General features: G+C 62.1%; 21 protein-coding genes and 1 tRNA gene. 7 read left to right on the forward strand and 15 right to left on the reverse strand.

Going from position 1 to position 19,530, the window contains the following annotated elements; translation table 11 throughout:
- Window positions 1-151 precede the first annotated feature (151 nt).
- On the reverse strand, window positions 152-316 hold the full coding sequence (locus ACNSN7_RS07320) for a DUF7838 family putative zinc beta-ribbon protein (protein WP_418281623.1): 165 nt from the start codon (window positions 314-316) through the stop codon (window positions 152-154).
- A 361-nt stretch (window positions 317-677) separates the two neighbouring features.
- Between ACNSN7_RS07320 and ACNSN7_RS07325 the strand changes: the two genes are divergently transcribed.
- The 4 genes from ACNSN7_RS07325 to ACNSN7_RS07340 all read left to right on the forward strand — a co-directional run bounded on the left by ACNSN7_RS07325 (window position 678) and on the right by ACNSN7_RS07340 (window position 2,306).
- Window positions 678-1,076 (forward strand): acyl-CoA thioesterase, encoded by a 399-nt coding sequence (locus ACNSN7_RS07325; RefSeq protein ID WP_418281624.1) that lies wholly within the window; start codon window positions 678-680, stop codon window positions 1,074-1,076.
- Between the two features lie 84 nt (window positions 1,077-1,160).
- Entirely contained in the window at window positions 1,161-1,400 is a 240-nt protein-coding gene (locus ACNSN7_RS07330; RefSeq protein ID WP_418281625.1) for a glutaredoxin family protein, read from the forward strand.
- A complete protein-coding gene (locus ACNSN7_RS07335; protein ID WP_418281626.1) occupies window positions 1,397-1,930 on the forward strand; it encodes a cob(I)yrinic acid a,c-diamide adenosyltransferase in 534 nt (177 codons plus the stop codon). The genes ACNSN7_RS07330 and ACNSN7_RS07335 overlap by 4 nt, the downstream gene beginning before the upstream one ends.
- A gap of 100 nt (window positions 1,931-2,030) precedes the next feature.
- Entirely contained in the window at window positions 2,031-2,306 is a 276-nt protein-coding gene (locus tag ACNSN7_RS07340; protein WP_418281627.1) for a DUF7553 family protein, read from the forward strand.
- A gap of 12 nt (window positions 2,307-2,318) precedes the next feature.
- Here ACNSN7_RS07340 and ACNSN7_RS07345 read toward each other — a convergent pair whose 3' ends face one another.
- A complete protein-coding gene (locus ACNSN7_RS07345) occupies window positions 2,319-2,828 on the reverse strand; it encodes a hypothetical protein (RefSeq protein ID WP_418281628.1) in 510 nt (169 codons plus the stop codon).
- A gap of 83 nt (window positions 2,829-2,911) precedes the next feature.
- Between ACNSN7_RS07345 and ACNSN7_RS07350 the strand changes: the two genes are divergently transcribed.
- Together ACNSN7_RS07350 and ACNSN7_RS07355 are read left to right on the forward strand one after the other, a co-directional pair.
- Window positions 2,912-2,986: transfer RNA gene (locus ACNSN7_RS07350), tRNA-Val, on the forward strand.
- A gap of 128 nt (window positions 2,987-3,114) precedes the next feature.
- Entirely contained in the window at window positions 3,115-4,281 is a 1,167-nt protein-coding gene (locus tag ACNSN7_RS07355) for a hypothetical protein (protein WP_418281629.1), read from the forward strand.
- 538 nt (window positions 4,282-4,819) lie between these two features.
- On the opposite strand, the gene ACNSN7_RS07360 is transcribed toward ACNSN7_RS07355, so the two are convergent.
- From ACNSN7_RS07360 to ACNSN7_RS07415, 12 genes are all read right to left on the reverse strand, one after another.
- The gene (locus ACNSN7_RS07360) at window positions 4,820-5,269 is read right to left on the reverse strand and encodes a toxin-antitoxin system TumE family protein (RefSeq protein ID WP_418281630.1); all 450 of its coding nucleotides are present in this window, start codon (window positions 5,267-5,269) and stop codon (window positions 4,820-4,822) included.
- Window positions 5,266-5,841 (reverse strand): DUF7342 family protein, encoded by a 576-nt coding sequence (locus ACNSN7_RS07365; RefSeq protein WP_418281631.1) that lies wholly within the window; start codon window positions 5,839-5,841, stop codon window positions 5,266-5,268. The genes ACNSN7_RS07360 and ACNSN7_RS07365 overlap by 4 nt, the downstream gene beginning before the upstream one ends.
- A 384-nt stretch (window positions 5,842-6,225) precedes the next feature.
- On the reverse strand, window positions 6,226-6,798 hold the full coding sequence (locus tag ACNSN7_RS07370) for a hypothetical protein (RefSeq protein ID WP_418281632.1): 573 nt from the start codon (window positions 6,796-6,798) through the stop codon (window positions 6,226-6,228).
- A 136-nt stretch (window positions 6,799-6,934) separates the two neighbouring features.
- The gene (locus ACNSN7_RS07375) at window positions 6,935-7,207 is read right to left on the reverse strand and encodes a HalOD1 output domain-containing protein (protein ID WP_418281743.1); all 273 of its coding nucleotides are present in this window, start codon (window positions 7,205-7,207) and stop codon (window positions 6,935-6,937) included.
- A 54-nt stretch (window positions 7,208-7,261) separates the two neighbouring features.
- Window positions 7,262-7,618, reverse strand: coding sequence for a DUF7344 domain-containing protein (locus ACNSN7_RS07380; RefSeq protein ID WP_418281633.1), 357 nt, complete (start codon window positions 7,616-7,618; stop codon window positions 7,262-7,264).
- 177 nt (window positions 7,619-7,795) lie between these two features.
- Window positions 7,796-8,311 (reverse strand): Lrp/AsnC family transcriptional regulator, encoded by a 516-nt coding sequence (locus ACNSN7_RS07385; protein WP_418281634.1) that lies wholly within the window; start codon window positions 8,309-8,311, stop codon window positions 7,796-7,798.
- 869 nt (window positions 8,312-9,180) lie between these two features.
- The gene (locus tag ACNSN7_RS07390; protein WP_418281635.1) at window positions 9,181-9,870 is read right to left on the reverse strand and encodes a DUF1028 domain-containing protein; all 690 of its coding nucleotides are present in this window, start codon (window positions 9,868-9,870) and stop codon (window positions 9,181-9,183) included.
- The gene (locus tag ACNSN7_RS07395; protein WP_418281636.1) at window positions 9,867-11,975 is read right to left on the reverse strand and encodes an ABC transporter ATP-binding protein; all 2,109 of its coding nucleotides are present in this window, start codon (window positions 11,973-11,975) and stop codon (window positions 9,867-9,869) included. The genes ACNSN7_RS07390 and ACNSN7_RS07395 overlap by 4 nt, the downstream gene beginning before the upstream one ends.
- Complete coding sequence (locus ACNSN7_RS07400) at window positions 11,972-12,862, reverse strand: ABC transporter permease (RefSeq protein WP_418281637.1); 891 nt, start codon at window positions 12,860-12,862, stop codon at window positions 11,972-11,974. The genes ACNSN7_RS07395 and ACNSN7_RS07400 overlap by 4 nt, the downstream gene beginning before the upstream one ends.
- Complete coding sequence (locus ACNSN7_RS07405; protein ID WP_418281638.1) at window positions 12,862-13,821, reverse strand: ABC transporter permease; 960 nt, start codon at window positions 13,819-13,821, stop codon at window positions 12,862-12,864. The genes ACNSN7_RS07400 and ACNSN7_RS07405 overlap by 1 nt, the downstream gene beginning before the upstream one ends.
- 55 nt (window positions 13,822-13,876) lie before the next feature.
- Window positions 13,877-15,439, reverse strand: coding sequence for an ABC transporter substrate-binding protein (locus ACNSN7_RS07410; RefSeq protein ID WP_418281639.1), 1,563 nt, complete (start codon window positions 15,437-15,439; stop codon window positions 13,877-13,879).
- A gap of 217 nt (window positions 15,440-15,656) precedes the next feature.
- Entirely contained in the window at window positions 15,657-16,907 is a 1,251-nt protein-coding gene (locus ACNSN7_RS07415; RefSeq protein ID WP_418281640.1) for a M20 family metallo-hydrolase, read from the reverse strand.
- A gap of 187 nt (window positions 16,908-17,094) precedes the next feature.
- Here ACNSN7_RS07415 and ACNSN7_RS07420 point away from each other — a divergent pair, with 187 nt between their 5' ends.
- Window positions 17,095-17,895 (forward strand): IclR family transcriptional regulator, encoded by an 801-nt coding sequence (locus ACNSN7_RS07420; protein ID WP_418281641.1) that lies wholly within the window; start codon window positions 17,095-17,097, stop codon window positions 17,893-17,895.
- A gap of 892 nt (window positions 17,896-18,787) precedes the next feature.
- Here ACNSN7_RS07420 and ACNSN7_RS07425 read toward each other — a convergent pair.
- On the reverse strand, window positions 18,788-19,525 hold the full coding sequence (locus ACNSN7_RS07425) for a GNAT family N-acetyltransferase (protein ID WP_418281642.1): 738 nt from the start codon (window positions 19,523-19,525) through the stop codon (window positions 18,788-18,790).
- Between the last annotated feature and the right edge of the window lie 5 nt (window positions 19,526-19,530).

Here is a 19,530-nt window from a genome sequence, read left to right on the forward strand (position 1 = left end):
CGAAACAAGTCAGCTGATTCGCGAGACCGACATCGCGACACTCCGCGTGGGTCTCGAGATCACCGCCTCGGGTGACTGGTACCGGACGACCGGTACGCAAAAAAGAGATGTACGCTTCAGCCCTCCGTCTCGCATTCCGAACTGTTCGGGATCAGGCAGTGAGCGTGTCGATTCCGTTGATCTCGACGTAGCCGTAGCCACACTCCGGACACCGCCACTTCGTTTTCTCGCCGAGATGGAGCGTCATCGCTGCGGTTCGGTAAAACGAGAGCGTCTCACCACACGACGGACAGTCGACGTCTTTCTCGAGGCTCATACGACCACTTCGAACGGGAACCGATTTTAACGTACTGATCCCCCGGGAGTCGATTCCATGGATCGTTGGTGTGACGTGCGCCATTATCGAGACCACGCTCGTGGCCGTGAGCTCGAGATCCCGGATCGTGGCCGTGAGCATGTTACGTTGTTAACCATCGTTCGCGCGCGCGACCGCATACGTGATTCTCGCTTTGCGTTCGTCGCCTCTCGAAACGTCACGACTACACCACCCTTGCAGCCGAACGGCCCCGATAACGGGCCGATCACCTGTTGATAAATCGGATAGCACGATATGAATGTTTAACGGGGTGGACGGCGTGACCCCACGGTTACATACTTCCGTCCGGTGAGAGGCAGGTATGAGCACCTACTCCACGGAGATCGAGGTTCGATTCCGAGACATCGACTCGATGGGTCACGTCAACAACGCGGTGTACGCGACGTACATCGAACAGGCGCGAGCGCGCTACTTCGGGGACGTTCTGGAGACGGATCTCTCTTCGATATCGACCGTGCTCGCCGCGCTGTCTCTGGAGTTCCGGAAACCGATCGAGCTGTCGGACGGGACCGTTACCGTCGATATCGACGTCCCCGAACTCGGGCGGTCCAGCGTTCCGATGACCTACGAGCTCCGAACGACCGACGGCGTCGCCGCCACCGCGGAGTCGACGCAGGTCACCGTCGATCCGGACTCCGGGGAGTCGCGTCCGATCCCCGACGCGTATCGGGAGCGAATCAGGTCGTATCACGACCTGTAGTCTATCAGCGACTCACGGCTGCGACCCGTGTGATCCGTTCTCCCGGGTCCATACATTCATTGGGCGGCCGCTCTTGGTTCGGGTATGAGCGTCATTCTGTACGCGCTGGACGGCTGTCCGTGGTGTGTGAAGGTGCACGACGCGTTGGCGGACGCCGACGTGGCGTACGAAACGGTGTGGGTCGACGCGTTGCACTCCGAGCGCAACGAGGTGAAACGCGTCAGCGGACAGCGGGGCGTTCCGGTTCTCGTCGACGAGGTACGCGGCGTCACGATGCCGGAGAGTGCCAACATTCTGGAGTACATCGAGCGAACGCTCGCATGACGATCTACACGGGCCGCGGCGATGACGGTGAGACCGACCTGCGGGACATGACTCGCGTTGCGAAGACGGACCCGCGGATCGAGGCGTACGGAACGGTCGACGAGGCGAACGCACTCGTCGGAACGGTTCGCCCGACCGGCTACGGCGACGTCGACGACCTCCTCGCGACCGTGCAGAACCACCTCCACGTTGTGCAGGCGGACCTCGCGAATCCCGACCCGGCTCCCGACGACCCGCGGGTCCGGTCGGACCACGTGTCGGCGCTCGAAGACCGGATCGACTCGTTCGACGAGGAGTTGGAACCGCTCCGGTCGTTCGTCCTTCCGGGCGGCAGCGAGTCGGGTGCGGCGCTCCATCACCTTCGGGCAGTGGTTCGTCGTGCCGAGCGCCGGACCGTCGCGCTTGCCCGAGCGGAGCAGATAAACGAAACGGTCGTCAGCTACCTCAACCGGCTCTCGGACCTCTGTTTCACGCTTGGCCGGGTCGTCAACGCTCGCGACGGGGAACCCGAGGAGTCGCCGTCGTACTGAGGATCCGGTCGGTTTCGTCGCAACCAGCTTCGTCGCAATCGGTTTCGTCGCAATCAGCCTCGTCGCAATCGTTATATCTGTCCTTCGCTAAAGGACGAATATGAGCAAACACTTCGAGGACGCTCGGTACTATCTCGGTCGTGCGGCCGAACACGCGAAAGCGGGGATCGAAGAGGAGCTGGAACCGCTTCGGAGTCGGATTCAGGACCTGCTCGGCGACGAGGCGGAGCCGGAGCCGTCCCGCCTCGACCGCCTCCAGTCCGACCTGGCGGAGCTGGAGGCGAGAGCCGACGGAGAGGCTCGTGAGGCCGTTGCCGCCGCCCGCGAGCGGATCGACGCGTATCGCGGACGCCGGTCCGATGTCGACGAGCAGTAACCGCCTCGCCCGTCACCCGACGTCCATACCCGTCTCGATCCGCCGCTCGGCGGGCACCACGACGAACTCGACCTCCGCGCTCTCGAACAGCTCTCGGACCCGAACGACGCCCTTCTCGGCGTCGACCTCCTCGGCCCGGTAGTGGCGGACCGGGTGTCGAATCCACGAGGGCTCCCAATGTGCGTACACGTCGGTCGTCTCGCGGTCCGAACCGACGAACAGCCCGAGGTGAAGCTGTGACGTGCTTCGGAGCGCACCCTCCGGGTACCACACCCAACTCGCGACGGTCGTTTCCGGCGGCGTGTCGTACGACCGGTGTTTCAGCGAGGAGACGAGATTCCGGACGTATCCGAGTCGGTGGAGCATTGCCTCGACGTCCCCGTACGGCCGCCGGAGCGTGAACGCGTACTGGTCCCGAGGCGTCTCCCGTTCCGCAAACAGGCCGATCGCGGACAACGGAAAATGCATGACGCCGGCGATCCGCTGTCGCATCCGTTCGAGGAATCGGAGCTCGTGTGTCATACCGTCCTGTGTACACGGATCGGCTTGAAACCGATCCGACAAAGCAACCCTTAAGTTCCGACGTCGGGTAGCTCAGAGCGAGCGGGTTGGTGGTCTAGTCCGGTTATGACGGCTCCTTCACACGGAGCAGGTCGGCGGTTCGAATCCGCCCCAACCCATACGCGGTCCGTACGGATTGTACATCACGCGAGGCTCGTTCGTATTGCATACGGCTGGTTCCAGCTGCGGATCGACGTATCGACTCCGTCACACGTAGCTTCTTTGCGACGGAGATCGAGGCGAGCGTATGAACGAGGTGGCGGTGTTCGATCGCGTCGTGACCGAACTCGACGATCGGAACTACGATCCACTGGTTCACGTTCCAGAGGCACACAGCGACGCCTACGCCGACGTCCTGGATCGCTGTCGCCGTCACGAGATCACGATCCGCGGTCGGTATCCCGACGTGATCGGGTTCACGAACACGAATCGGGTGTTCGCCATCGAGGTCAAAGGCTCGAGCGGGCTGCTTCGCGGTATCGGGCAGGCGCTCACCTACCAACAGGGCGCACACGTCTCGTATCTCGCCGGTCACGAACCGACCGTCGCGTCACAGATCCCTCTCCTTCGATCGAAGGGCGTCGGCGTCATCGGCGTCCGTGACGATGGCGTCGCCTCGTGGACCGCGCCGCCGAGCGCCGAATCGACGACGGAGGTCGCGGACATCGAAGGACAGCTCTCGCTCCGACTGCGCGGGAACGAGTTCGGTGGCGATATCACTACCCTGACGCTCGCGCAACCGCTGAACTACCTTGCTCCGGTCGTCGCGCTCGATCGGTACGGTCCCCGGGTACGTAGCGAACTGGTCGACGTCATCGCCGACGAGTTCAGCTTCGGTGCGGGCGGGTCCACGATCGCGAGCGGTCGAACGCTCGGGTTCCTCGCGTCCGGATCGCCGTGTCGACTGACCCAACAAGGGGAGATGGCGGCGACCGTCCTTCGAGGGTACGGGGTCGAGGACCTCGACGATCTCAGACTGATAAAGGAGGACGCTCGGGGAAACACCGTTACCGAGGTCCACCGGCCGCTGGGCGTCCTCCTCCGGAACGCGTTCACGCGCCATCCGGAGTTCGGGCTGTTGCTGGACGCGCTTCGGCAGGAGGGCCCGCGCGTTCACTTTCTCGATCTCGTCGAACGGCTCGTTCACGAGTATCCGAACGTCTTCTTGAGCGCGTTCTGTACCGATCGCGGGGCCGCCCGAGCACGGGAACTGATCGAGCGGGGAGAGACGGCTCGACTCTACGAGGACCCGACCGTCTGGCGGGACGTGATCCGTAACAACGTCCTGTTCAACTTCGTCCAGCAGCTGAAACACGTCGGCGTCCTCTCGGCTGACACTCGCAGCCACAGCGGCGCGATCGCCGAGTACGACCCCGACGAGAAACCGTGGTTCGTCGCGGTCGGCCCGGGATAGTGCACCACGGGACCCGGTCTGCTGTCGCTCGATGACGTCCATTGCACGCTTCCTCGGCCGGATCGAACCGAACACGATCGACGACCGAGGAATCACCCGATGGCTCGAAGAAGGAAGAGGAAGACGAGGACCAGCTCTCGTTGGGCGAGTTCGGTATCGGTCCCGCCGCAGTGTTCGGTCCGGGAACGGCCGTCCTTGCCGGCTGCGCGGCCGGCAGTGCTCGAACGGCGGACCGCCTCCAGCGAGATCTGGACGCTATGTCCCCCTGAACGGACGGCGTGGCTACACCCTCGAAACAGCGCGCAGCGACAGGAGCGGCGGTGTACGCGCTTTACGTGATGCTTGTGGCCGTGAACTTCGCCCTGGTGGGAATTCCCTCCGCCTGACGGGGGCTCAATGGAGTGTGTGATGGACCATCTGCATTGACATCCTCCCCGCGCTAAAGCGCGAGGCTTTCTCCTCGATTCTCCGTAACCCATGGCTGAAAAGGCAGATATTTAATATAATTTTTTGTATGTTTTCGCGAGTCTTCACTGACTCACTCAGTCCAGAAGGCCCGCTGTCGCTCCTCGATCTCAGCGAGAGCCGTCGAGAGAACGTCCCGCCAGTCCGCGGGATGGTCAGTGTCGTCCCCCGGTGTCGGTGCATCAGGTCCCGGATGGGCGTGATCCCGCTCGTTGTGGTCGGACGGATGGCGATCCCACCGGTGATCGAACGCCTCGTCCGCGTGGTCTTCGTGGTAGTGCAACGAGAAGTCGCCGTTCTCGTACCACACGATCTCAAGCTGAGCCGATTCGACAGGCCCGGGGTAGAACCGCTGTTCGTAGACGCACACCACTCGGTCCGGCGCGAACGCGGGTTGCTCTTCGATCCGAGCGAAGCGGTCGTCCGTCGCCAATCGGTCCCGGATGACTTCGAGACGGTCGAAATCCACGGGCGCACCACTGATGGTATCGGAAGAGCGCGCGTCGTCCTTGCCCTCCGTCATACCGCAGTTCGCTCGTTTGCAGCGTCGCCGCGTCTCGTCGTGAGTGCACGCTCAAGGAGCGTGATACGCCGACGCGCCGTTTTCCAGGCGGACACGTGTTCCCACACGTCCTGTACCGATTGGCCTGTAACAGACGCGGTTGCAGTGATCGACACCGTCTCAGGGGACTCAGCGTCGAACCGCTCACTGTAGGTCTCTTCACGCTCTGTCTCCTTTTCCAGGAACGTGACGAGCTCGTCGAGCGAGTACTCCTTTTGGAGCCGCTGGACCCGCCGCCAGTTTAGGTATTCCTGATTTCGCCGGTACGTGGCCGGCGTCTCAGTGACCTGTGTCACGATCCCGAGCCTCTCGAACCACTCTAAGTACTCACGTGCGGCATCTACCCCCCGGCCGGCGAGTTCGGCAACCTCGCTCGCGGTAGCCGGCTCGTCCAGCCCGAGGACGGCGTCGAAGAAGTCATCACGCGTCCGGTCGCCACGAACGACTTCCTCAGGCGGCGTTAGAGCGCCGAAATCGGGGTGATTGTCCCCTTTCTCGGAGTCCTGTTTGATATCGGGGCTCGGTTCCTCCATGGTTGATGTCTCGACCCAAAGCGGGATAAATATTTCCTGTGGGTTTTATTCCGTGAGGTTACCCAGAATTCGTACTGAACTACTCTGTGATGGCCCTCAGCAGCTCACACCCTCCACAACGACTTTTTGCTAAGGTGACAACCCAAGAGCTATGGCTGACGTCGAATAGACGTTTTCCGACGGTGAGATCGAACGTATTCAGGAGATTGTTGCAACTCAGGGAGACGATCCGTTCGTTCGGAAAAGGAAGAAACACAATGTGCAACCGGCCGAGATCAATGTCACGGAGTCGGAGTTCTGGGATGCCCACCTCACGGCGCTGTTGACTTCGCAACAACGCTCCGGTCCGGAGAGCGCTGTCTCCCAGTTCGTGAAGCAAGAGATTCACACGATTGGGCTGACCGCCTCCGGGCACTTCGACTCGCCCTCGGCGCAGTCCGGACAGTCGTCGCCCCTGTAGCACGGTGCGGTCATCCTGTAGGCGAGCCGACGTATGGTGTTCGAGTGCATTCGGCCGTGCGCCGTTGTGAACAGCGGGTCGCGGTCATGCTCGTCGGTCACGTCCTTCCTATGTCTCTGAATGTGGTCCGCGAGCACCTCCGAGACGGCCGGCTTGAGTGCGGCCGGACGCTCGATCTCCTTTCCGTTCTTCAGCGTCGTTTCCGGTCTCGGTGGACGAGTTGGACGTAGTCCTCGTCTAAGCGCACGTCGCCGACGTCTAGTGAGTGTGCGGATCCGATACGGATCCCGGTCTGCCACAGCAACGCGAACAGCGCGTGTTCCTTCAACGCGTGACGCGTACTCGTACCTCGACAGGTATTCGAGGACCGACTCCGCGTCGTCGGCGTCGAGCGTCTCCTCGCGCTGTCGCTCATCGGGACGGACCCGCGGGATCATCACCTTGTCGTAGAGGTTCTGGGGGACCGCTTCGACGGAAACCGCCCACTTCAGGAACACACGCAGCGTGCTCATCTGCACCAACCTATCCACTCACTTCGTTCGTGAGCAGTAGTTAACCACCAGACGTAGTGCCGATGGCTCGTCCAATCGAGCGTGGATACGCTACCGTTGTCTGGGATCCGGCCGACAGCGGTTACGTGACTTTGATGAACTCCGCGGTACCGCTCTGTTCGACGGTAATGCGGTAGCCGCTGTACGTGAATTCGACCGTCATCTGTGCCTCTGGTGACGGCGGATTCGAATACAACTCCGATATCATCCCGTCGATGCAGTCGTAAGTCGGTGTCAATTCGTTTACTTGCTTTCCCTCGAGGTCAGCGACGATCTCCGCTATCGCAACGGCCGGTTCCTCTCTGTCAGTATTCAATTCCCGGTGAACGATTTCGTCGTCGTGAGTTTCTGTCATCGTATCTCTCTCGTTCGGCGTCATGAACGGAATGGATGTGCTCGAGGGCTGTTCTCAGTTGCTCGCGACGGGCGGTGCATAGCCGTCGATACGTGCCGCTTGGTCGATGAATCGGACGTGCTCATGTATCCCGTCGAATTCGATCGATTGCCCATCCTGTTCGATCGTAATGAGGCCAGCATCGGCGAGTTTCGGGAGGTGCGTATGGTGGAGGGCGGTCTCGATGTGTTCGGACGTCTCGCTCCCACCCGTCGCGGATGGACCTTCCAGTTCGTTGGTGATCATCGCTGTGAGAGTCTCGATGGCGACGACCTCGGACTGCGTTCGCAGGTAGTACAACACGTAGCGTCGGTAGGGATGTGTCAACACGTCGAACGTCTCGCCCAATGCCACTGCGGTCGTTGATGCCATGGCCTATCCTGTGGGCTCGACTGCCTTAACATCTTTTTGATGATAATTCTACATTGTTGATAATACCGAGCGAAACCGGGCGTTTGCTTGACTTCTCCAAGGAGACAGGGTCAGTAGACCGGGGTACGCGGGAGGAGAGTTCAGTACTCCAACTCACGGCTTCATTTCGGCGAGCGGCTACTCTTCGGTCGAACCGATCTCCTCGGGCGTCTCGGCGTCCTCGCCGGCGAGCTCCTGATGGAAGTGATTCCACGGTTGGATGTGTTCTTCTGCCAGAATGTTGCTACTCACGATTCGCAGGCCGAGATCGTCTAACTGGCCGGTACTCTCCTTGATCTCAGAGGTCGATTCGGCGACGACCTCGATGTGGAGGTTTTCCTCGCCGGACAGCATCTCCCGGACGTTGACGACACCCCGAACTTCGGGGGCTTTCTCCGCCATCTCCGACCGGCGAGAGAGATCCGTCGAGCAGATGAACAACACTTGCATCGGATACCCCGCCTTCTCGTAGTCGATTTCCGGATTGTAGCCGGTGATGATGCCCTTCTCCTCCAGTTGCTCGATTCGGTTGTGGATGGTCGTTCCGGTTACGTCCGTTTCCTCCGCAATGTTCGTGTCGGAGGCCCCGCGAGCGTCGATCTGCAACAGGTGCAGAATGCGGCGATCGAGATTGTTGAGTGGGTTATCCTTCATGACGGTCTTTTCGTTACCGAATCAATTGAATCGATCGCTTAGAGTGGACACGCGTGGAGTCCCCTGTCTACGTACCGAAGTGTGTGAACCGGCGGAAACTGGATCGCTTTGAGCTGTCGTCGGGGCTTTCTCCGTATCAGTTGGACTGCGTGTGGGAACGCAAGCGATCGGTCGAGACCGTGAACGATGGAGTTCGGAATCCAGCCGAGGGTTCCACGCTTTCTGAAGTGAAGCGAACTCGCGGTTTGATGGGCGGACGAATCCCGTACGTGCGAGCCAGTGCTCGAATCTGCTGATCGTCGTTCGCCGTCGACGTCGGGGATCCTCCGATGCAGGAAAGATCGCCCAGATGCCTAAAATTGACAATATTTTTTATAGTATATATACTAAACTGGTTCATCGTCTCGTGACTCGAATTCGATCGGACACGCTGCCGGCTGCTCCCGGACGTCGATCGTCCGTATCCGCTGTTCTCGATCAAGCGGGGATCCCGCTCATCTCTCGATCGACGTCAATATCGATCAAATGTCCTTCTAGACGCGATACAATCGATGTATATACAGAAAGCAGGTAGTAAAGAGAGAGGACTACCACCATGATCCGTAAACGGTACTCGAACTCCGGCATCACGGGTCCGGTTCCGATCCTGTGAGTTAGCGATCCCCGTTCACACGTTTCGAGGGAATTTCCACGAAACCTCGACTGACAGATTATATATATAAACACATATCTATACAGATTCCTATCAAGAATAGTATTTATCGTGCCCTCGGATACCGGGCGTGAGCTCCGGTCCCTCGAACCCAACGACCGCTCCCTCGTGGAGCCCGGATTGGCGTGGTCGAGACCATCGCGAATCGTCCGTTCGCTCAGGTGGAGCGGTATCGATCGTCGCCGTCGATCGTCGGGTACCGCTGGAGGTTCAGCGTCGGATACTCGTCCATCCACTCCGCACCGCTCGTCGCGGCGGCGTCGTGGACGCGTTCGAGTTCGGTGACTGCGTCCGCGTGTTCGTCGACGCGAAGGTCGTGTTCGATCCGGGGCGTCTCGGGATCGAACACGACGAGCGCCGCGCTCTGTGCGTTCGATCCGCGTGTATCTCCGCCCGCGTCCTCGCCCGCACGGAGCGCGGTCAACAGTCGCCGATCGAGCGAACGGTCGGCGGCGCTCTCGAACGCGGTTCCCATTCGATCGAGGACTTCGGGCCCTGAGAGCATGTTTCCGGCCACGGTGTACGTCTCTCCGACGGCGTCGTCCGCGTACGGTTCGCATTCGGTGCCGGTGTGTGTCACCGTCGTTCCGGACCGGTCGATCCCGTGGACCTGCCGTTGCTCGGCGTGATCGTCACGCGCTAACAGTTCCGGAACCGCCTCGGTGACGGGTTCGCCACGCGACAGCCGATCGATCGCACGAACGCCGATGGGCGTGTTCGTCATCGCCTGCGAACACACGGCACCGCGTCGGCAGACGAACGGCGCGGTCGACCCGACCGCGATCGCCTTCGTCGCGATCGCGACACCGTGACGGCCGTCGACGGACGCGCAGATCGAGAACGTCACACGTCCGACTCCTCGACGTCGGCGATCGGCTCGGTCATCTCCTCCTCGGAGAGGTGACAGGAGATCAGATGGTCCGATTCGGAGCCGACCGGTTCGGGGCTCGGAACGTCGGTTTCACACACCTCACCGATCTTCTTCGGGCAGCGGGTGTGGAACGGACAGCCGCTCGGCGGGTCCAGCGGACTCGGCACGGTGCCGTCGAGGAGGATCCGGTCGGGTTGCCGCTCCGGCGTGGGGTGTGGCACCGCCGACAGGAGGCTCTCGGTGTACGGGTGGGACGGCGCGTCGAACACCTGATCGACCGATCCGATCTCCGCGATCTTCCCGAGATACATCACCGCGACGCGGTCACAGAGGTGCTGGACGACGCTGATGTTGTGTGAGATGAACAGGTACGACAGCCCGTACTCCGCCTGGATGTCGTCGAGCAGGTTGAGGATCTGCGCCTGCACGCTCACGTCCAGCGCGGACACGGGCTCGTCACAGACGATCAACTCCGGCTCCACGGCGAGCGCGTTCGCGATCGCGACCCGCTGTTGTTGGCCGCCGGAGAACTGGTGTGGGTACTTGTCGATGTCGCTCTCCTGTAACCCGACTCGGACCAACAGCTCCTGTATTCGTTCTCGCTTCTCGTTACCCGTCGCGATGCCGTGTTTCTCCATTCCTCGGCCGACGATCTGTCCGACCGTCTTCCGCGGGTTGAGCGAGCTCTTCGGGTCCTGGAACACGATCTGCATCTCTCGTCTGAGGCTGCGGATCTCCGATTTCCCGAGCGAGTGAAGCGGCTGACCGTCGAAGTACACCTCGCCGTCGGTCGGGTCGAGCAACTGCATCACGGTCCGGGCGACCGTCGACTTTCCACAGCCGCTCTCGCCGACGAGACCGACTGTTTCGCCGCGGTTGATAGTGAAGCTCACGCCGTCGACGGCCTTGACGTACCGCCGTTCGAGGGTCAATCCTCCGCCGTCGGTCCGTGCCAGCGAGAGGTTTCCGAACAGCCCGTCGCCGGACGGGAAGTGTTTCTTCAGACCGTTCACCTCCAGGAGCGAATCGTCGTCGATCTCCTTCCGCTGGCGCGTTTTCTCGCTGACTGCGGCCGACTCCGACAAGTCGAGATCCGTCGAGCGGATACACGCCGCATGCGATCCAGTCGGCCCCTCCGCGACCGGCTCCAACGCCGGATCGTCGCCCGTTCGACACTCGTCTATCGCGTGTGGACACCGGTTCGCGAAGTTGCAACCGTCCGGCAGGGACTTCAGGTCCGGCATCGACCCGTCGAGGGCGTACAGCCGGTCGCGGTCGGAGTCGACTGCGGGGATCGCGTCGATCAGCGTCCGCGTATAGGGGTGTCTCGGCTGCTCGAAGATCGACGACACCGTTCCCGTCTCGATGAGGTTCCCGGCGTACATGACCCCGACCGTATCGCACGTCTGCGCGACGACGCCGAGGTTGTGCGTGATCATCAGGATCGAGACACCGTGTTTCTCGCGCAGATCGTTCAGCAGATCGAGTATCTTCGCCTGCGTCGTGACGTCGAGCGCCGTCGTCGGTTCGTCGGCGATGATCAGGTCCGGCTCGCAGGCCAACCCGATCGCGATCAGGATCCGCTGGCGCATCCCGCCGGAGAACTGGTGTGGATACTCGTCGATCCGCGTCTCCGGGGCCGGGATCTCCACTTCCCGCATCGCGTCGATCGCTATCTCGCGAGCCTCCGACGAACTGACGTCCTGATGGAGTTCGATCGTCTCGGTGATCTGCTGACCGACCGTCAACACGGGGTTGAGCGCGGTCATCGGATCCTGCGGAATGAGCGTGATCTCGTTCCCGCGAACCCGCTGCATCTCCGCTTCGGAAAGCGAGAGTAAGTCCCGTCCGTCGAACGTTACGGAACCCGACACGATCTCGCCGGGGTACCCGATCAACTGCATGATCGAGCGCGCGGTGACGCTTTTGCCTGCGCCCGACTCGCCGACGATCCCCATCACCTCGCCCCTCTCGAGCGAGAACGAGACGTCGTCGACGGCGGTGACCGTCCCGTCTTCGGTGCGGAACTGCGTCCGTAGCGATTCGACCGACAACAGCGGATCTGTGGTACTCTTACTCATTCGATTATCTCCCCTTTCGGATCCAGCACGTCACGGAGCCCGTCCCCGAGCAGGTTGAAGCCGATCACGGCGATCGCGATCGCCAGCGCCGGGAAGAACACCATCCACGGGGCGTCGCCCATGAACGCCCACCCGGAGTTGATCATCAGCCCCCACGACGGCTCCGGCGGCTGGACGCCGAGCCCGAGGAACGAGAGGCTCGCCTCGAGCAGCATCGTGAACGCGATGTTGATCGATCCCTGGACGAGCAGCGGTCCCACGCAGTTCGGGAGCACTTCCCGGAAGATGATGTACAGGTCGCTTTCGCCACGCGCCTCCGCAGCCTCGATGTACGACTCGTTGCGTACCGACAGCGCGGCACTGCGTGCGACCCGTGCGATGAACGGCGTGTACACCAACGCCAGCGCGATGATGACGTTGTTCAGGCTCGGTTCCATCACCGCGACGATCGTCAACGCGAGCAGGATCGGCGGGAACGACATCATCGCGTCCATCGCGCGCATCAGCGCCTCGTCCGTGAGCCCCTGGTAGTACCCGGCGACGATGCCGATGGACGTTCCCATCACCATCGCCGCGCTGATCGACGTGAACCCGACGTACAACGATATCTGCGTCCCCAACAGCACGCGACTGAACACGTCTCTGCCGAGGTCGTCGGTTCCCATCGGGTTCGACAGCGACGGCGCGGCCTCCCTGTTCGGTAGATCCGTCGCACCCGGGTCGTGCGGGACGATCGACGGGAACAGGTACGTGACGATCGCGATAACGAACAGGCTCACGACGATCGCCAGTCCGATCATCGCCTTCTGGTTCCGCCTGAACTGTCGGATGAACCGTCCGTAGTGGGCCTTGCGTTCGTCGGTCAGCCTGAAGTCGTCGAACGACATCACTCGGACCCTCCGTATCTGATTCGCGGATCGACGTACGCGTAGAACGCGTCCGCGAGGAAGTTCGATAGCATGTAGATGAGCGCGATGACGATGATACACCCCTGCAAGAGCGGGATGTCACGGTTCTCGATCGCCGTCAGCGTGAGCCGTCCGATGCCGGGCCACGAGAACACCTCCTCGAGCACGACGACGCCGCCGAAGGCGTAGCTGAACTGGAACGCGATGACGGTGATGACCGGGATTGCGGCGTTTTTCAGCGCGTGTCGGAGGACGACGGTTCGCTCGCTCAATCCCTTCGATCGCGCGAACTCGACGTAGTCCTCGCTCATCTCGTCGATCATGCTCGATCTGGTCATCCGCATGATGTAGGCGGTCAACGCGACGCCCATCGCGCTCGCCGGCAGGACGAGGTGGTGGAACGACGCGACGGGGTCCTCCCACGGTGAGACGTACCCACGAGTTGGGAAGCCGCCGAGCGACAGCGCGAACACGTAGATGAACACGAGACCCCACAGGAAGATCGGAAGTGACAGGCCGATGAACGCCAGCATCGACGCCGTCAGGTCGGTCGGCGTGTTCTTCTTGACCGCCGCGATAATTCCGAGCGGGATCGACAGCGTCACCGAGATGACGGTGGCGGAGACCGCGAGCAGCAGCGATCGGGGCAGCCGGACCGCGATCTGATCGACGACGGGCGTGTTGTATCGGAGCGACATACCCATGTCGCCCCGAACCAAGCCGGCGATCCAGTCGACGTACTGTACGTACAGCGGTTGGTTCAACCCGAGTCGGGCCTCAAGCTGGGCGATCGACGCCTCCGTCGCGTTCGGCCCGAGGATCAAAAGCGCGACGTTTCCCGGCAGAACGTTGGTTAACCCGAAGGTGATGAGCGTGACGAGAAACAGCGTCACCGTCATGAAGCCGAGCCGCTTGATGAGGTAGTTGACGAATGCCATTTATAACGTACGTCCGGATACGTCTGCAGAGGTCTGTGTCATGGTGTACCGCCCGTTACTCCAACTGGGTGTCCTCGAATCTGAACGTCGAGCCGTCAGGCGACATGACTTCGCCGGTGTAGTTGTTGTGACGCGCCATCAACGTCGGCGTCCAGTACAGCAGAATGTGCCCGGAGCGGCGCTCCTTGAGGATCTCCGCCGCCTCGTGGTACAGCGGCGCACGGTCCGACATGTCGTACATCGTCCGCGCCTCGTCGATGAGGTCGTTGTACTCTTCGTCCTCCCAACCGGTGAAGAAGAACGCGCCCTCGCTGTGGAGCGGGCGGTGGAAGCCGGCGTCGGGGAACCAGAGCGCGAGATACGAGCTCGTCGTCGCCTGGAAGTCCTGGTCCGTGTACACGTCGCTGAGCCAGTTGCTCCACGTGATCTGCTGGATGCTCAGGTCGATCCCGACCTGCGCGGCGGACGCCTCGATGACCTGCGCGGCGGTGACCTGATCGTTGTACTGCTCGGGGATCTGGAACGTCGCCTCGAAGCCGTCGGGATAGCCGGCGGCCTCCAGGTGTTCCTGTGCCTTCTCGAAGTCCTGCTCGCGCGGTTCGAGCGTCGGGTGCTCCCATTCGCTGGCCGGCGTTGCGGGGCTCGTCGCGACCTGGCCCTGTCCGTACAGCGCTGCCTCCATGACCTCCTGTTTGTCTATCGCGTACTCGAGCGCGAGCCGGGCGTCCCGGTCGTCGAACGGCGGCTCGTTGCAGTTGACGCCGAGGTAGACGAGCGATTTCGGGAAGCGGTTGATGAAATCGACGTCGGGGTCGTCCTCGAGCGATTCCGCGTGCCGCGGCGGCACGTCGTTGATGAAGTCCACCTCGCCCGCGTTGAACGTGTTCAGCCTGTTGTCGTCGTCCGAGATCTCGAGTTTCGTGACCTTGTCCAGGTACGGGAGCTCGTCGTCCCAGTAGTCGTCGAACTTGGTCATGACGAACTCGTTGTCGATCTCGATGCTCTCGAACTCGAACGGCCCGGTCCCGATCGGCTCGCTGATCGAGTCCTGTTGGGCCTGCTCGGCCGTGAGGACGTGCATGTCCGACGTCGCCAGCCGGAACAGCATCGGCGCGAACGGCTCCTCGAGCCGCATGACGAACGTGTGGTCGTCGGGCGTCTCCATCGAGTCCACGCGTTCCATGTACTCGCCGGCAATGGCCCCGCCGTCGCGGATCCGTCTGAACGACTCGATGACGTCCTCGGACGTGAACTCGGTGCCGTCGTGGAAGACGACGTCCTCGCGCAGCGAGAACGTGATCTCCAAGTTGTCGTCGGACGTCTCCCACGACTCCGCGAGCAGCGGTTCGAGGTCGTACTCCCAGTTGACCCGAAGGAGCCCCTGCGTGATGTTCTCGAGAACGCGTGCGGTCGCCGCCGCGCTCTCAAAGTGCGGATCGAGGCTCTGTACCGGAACGCTCCCGCCCCACAGCAGCGCGTTCTCCTCGTCGGAAACGCCACCGCTGTCGGGGGCTTCGACGTCGCTCCCGCCGTCGCCGCCATCGTCGCCCGTGCCGTCGCCGTTGCCGCCGAGGCACCCGGCAAAGGCGATCGGGACTCCCGTTGCCGCCGCCTTCATGAAGAGACGCCGACTCGGTCCGTCCGATGACTCCGAAGCACGATGACTACTGTTATTGGTTGTCATTCGCTGTAGCAGCTTAACGATGTGAAGTATATAAAACTATGGGTCATAGTTGTTACGTATCGACGTGAGTGTATAATGACTTAATACGCGATGAAAACGGGGCGGCACGCGGTCGTCGCTCGGTACCATCGCAGTTCCCTACCGCGGTTCCTCAGTTCGCGAGCCGGGCGATCGCACCGGCGAGCACCGCCGTCGCCGCCCGGCAGTCGCTCCAGTCCGTCCACTCGCGAGGGTTGTGAGAGAGCCCGTCCTTCGACGCGGCGAACAGCAGTCCGGCGTCGGTCACGCGTGCCACGTTCATCGTGTCGTGTGCGGCACCCGAGTGGAGCGACAGCGTCGGCACGTCGGCGTTCTCGGCCGCGGCGTGGAACGCGGATCGACAGCGTTCGGCCATCGGCTCGGGCGGGACCATGTACGGTCGGTCGATCGTCACGTCGACGTCGCGGTCGGTCTCGATCCGGCGGGCACTCGCCTCGAGGTCCGAGACGAGCGTCTCGATCGACTCCCGGCTGACGTCTCGAATGTCGATCCCCAGCCGTGCGTCGCCGGGAATGACGTTCGTCGCGTTCGGCGACGCTTCGATCTTCCCGACGGTTCCGACCGCGGTCGCCGACTCGTCGTCGACGACCCGGTTCGCCGCTGACTCCACGTCGAGTACCAGTTCGCTCGCCGCCGCCAGCGCGTCCCGCCGTTCACTCATCGGCGTCGACCCGGCGTGGTCGGCGTTGCCGAACACGTCCGCGTAACAGTGAGTGATACCGGCGATGTCGGTCACGATGCCGGCCGGAGCACCTGCCTCCTCGAGGCGGGTGCCCTGTTCGACGTGGAGTTCGACCCATGCGTTCCACTCGCTCGCGTCCACGCGTCCGGTCCCGTGGTACCCGATCCGCTCTAACGACTCCCGGCACGTCGTCCCGGAGTCGTCCGTAAGCGAGAGCGTCTCCTCGACCGACGTCCGTCCGGTCGCGACGGACGAGCCGAGGAGTCCGTTACTGAACCGCTGGCCCTCCTCCTCGGTGAAACACACGACGTGGATCGGTCGGGCCAGTTCGACCTCGGACTCCTGGAGCGCGCGCACCGCTTCGAGGGCGGCGTACGTGCCGAGCGGTCCGTCGAAGATACCGCCCTTCGGGACGGAGTCGAGGTGACTCCCGGCGGCGACCGGTGCGGCGGCCGGATCCGCCGAGTCGGGCACCCACCGACCGACGACGTTCCCGACCGCGTCGATCGTGACCGCGAGCCCGGCCTCCCTCAGTCGCCTCACGAACCGATCGCGGGCGTCCCGATTCGCGTCCGTGCCCGCGAGCACCGTTCGCCCGTGGCCGTCGGGAACGTCGATCGATCCGAACTCCGCGTTGGCTTCGATATCCGACCGGAGGCGTGTCTCGGAGACGGTGTGCATCACTACCGTGGTCCGGTGTACGGTGTGTTAAACGTTCGTATTGCCGGTGCGACGGATCGTCGGCCGAGGTCCACAGAGCGGCGACCGTTCGGTCTCGGCGTCCGGAGGGCGTCTGCCATCCGACTCCGAACGGACTCTCCGTTGTTGATATGCGAACAGTTATCTTCCTCCACGAATACGGATCGATATGATCGACTCGCCGGACTCGACGCGACGACTCGAAACGGTTTCGCGTGCCTGCGACGTGATAGCCGCGCTCGACGAACTCGGCGGAGCCGGCGTCACGGAGGTCGCGAACCACGTCGGCGTTTCCAAGAGTTCGACACACTCGTACCTCTCCACGCTGCGGGAGAAGCGTCTCGTCGTCCAGGAGGGCGATACGTACCGGTTGAGCCTCGAGTTCCTGTACCTCGGGAACGCCGTTCGACATCGAAACGTACTGTTCGCATACGGAAAACCAGTCGTCGAGGAGTTGGCCGAACGGACCGGCGAGTACGTCCACCTGATGTGCGAACAGCACGGTCTCGAACGGAACGTCTACAAGGTCGCCGGCGAGAACGCGGTCGGAGGCGAGTACCACACCGCGAAAGAGCAGAAGCCGGACTACCTTCACTTCACCGCGAGCGGGAAGGCGGTGTTAGCGGCTCTTCCCGAGGAGCGTGTCGATCGGATCGTCGACACGCACGGACTGCCTCGAAAGACGTCGAATACGATCACGGACCGCGAGGAACTGTTCGAGGAGCTGTCCACGATACGGTCGCAAGGGTACGCGATCAACGACGAGGAGGAGATCGTCGGCATCCGTGCGGTCGGTGCCCCGATCCGGGACGCCGACGGAGCGGTCCTCGGAGGAATGAGCGTCTCCGGTCCGACCGGACGGTTCACCGACGAGCTCTGCGTCGACGTGCTCGCGGAGACGATCACCGAGAAGGCGAACGTTATCGAAGCGAAGCTCAACATGTCGAACGCGAGCGAGTCGCTCAAATAGCCCTGATCGTTCGCATTTGGAGAACAATTGCTGTTCGTTTATACGGATTTTGAATTACACTACTATGATTGTGATGGATATGGGTGCGTGGTTCCGGATCGTCGACGACGGCGCGCACGGCTCGTCCGAATCCGAACGCCCGACACGACTCGAGACGAACACGGCGCGACGAAATTATATAAATAGTGAACTATTGTCTATCTATTCTCTTTCTTACTATCTATCTATAGTGGTACGTTCTTCTCTCATACGACCGTATCCGTCCTCCCGATTCGACGCCGGCGGTCACACCGGGACCGAGGTAGCGATCGATACGCTCGATATCTCAGGTCCTATGTCTCTCGCACCTGTCGGCCGATACGTAGATGTCGATACGTCGCCCGGTATAAGCGGTGAATCCATCATTGGGATGTTCAGTACGTAGATCGTGTCTCCGATCGTCGTCGTTCGGCGTCGTCGTTCGGCGTCGTCGTTCTGCGTTGTCGTTCGGCGTCGTCGTTCGGCATCGTCCGGGAGCGTACCGAGAGGAGCCGGTCGACGAACCCGTTCTACACGATCGCCGGTCGCCTGCTAGATAACATATCAGTAATATTGGTAGTATGCGTACTATAAGAAATAAATATATTACTGTTCAAAATACTGATTCACCGCTCTTTGATGCCTCGGCAGTTCGAGAACCGGTGTCGCGAACGTCGGTGGGCCGATCGGATCCGATGACGAACGGATCCGATCGGCCGTTTGTCGGAAGCGCGGACGCGCCGAGGTGCCGTACTGGCGAACGGCGTGCGCTCCGGACGATGTACCCTCCGGTCGAGACGCCCTCCGAATCGCGATATCCGTCCCGTCCGCGGAAGCACGGCGAGCGGTACGCGGTCGCTGACTCGCGTCGGTGTCACGCGATCCACGCGGCCATCATCACCTCGTCAACGTACTCGCCGTCGATCCGGTAGTGGTCTTTCCGAGTCGCGTCGTGCTCCCAACCGTGGCCTTCGAGGAACGCGATCGCCTTCTCGTTGCTCTCGGGAACGCTGTTGTACAGCTTCTCGAAGCCGTGATCGCGTGCCCACGAGGTCCCCTTCCGGAGGAGCGTCTCCCCTATCCCCTGATCGCGATACTCCGATAACACCCCGACGGTGAGTTTGGCGGTGTGCTTCAACTTGTCCGTCTCGGGGAGTTCGAGATGGACCCAGCCGACGACCTGGTCGTCGACGGTCGCGACGAAGAACATCCGCGACTCCACCTCGTTGTTCCGGAGAATGACCTCCTCGTAATCGATCAGGTCCGCGACCGTCTCGGCCTCGATGTAGGTGCCGTCACTCGCGACCTGTCGGATGACGCCGACGAGACCGCTCAGGTCGGCCTGTCGGGCGGTTCGGATCGTGAACCGCGTGTCACGCTCCGACTCGTGGACCGTCCCCGCGTCCGTGTCGAAAGCGATCTCCAGATCGTCGCCGTCCTTCCGGATGTAGCCATCGCGCCGCAGCACTGCGAGGTGATGGCCGAACGCCCCGGGCTCGAACCCCAGTTCCCGTCGCACGTCCTCGGCTGACACCGAGCCTCGCCGCTCAACGTACTCGTAGATGTCCGTTCGGTCCCTGTTCTCGATCGAGACGCGTTGGGCGAGCTCCATGCGTG

The organism is Halorubrum rarum, from assembly GCF_048380895.1.
Lineage (GTDB): Archaea > Halobacteriota > Halobacteria > Halobacteriales > Haloferacaceae > Halorubrum.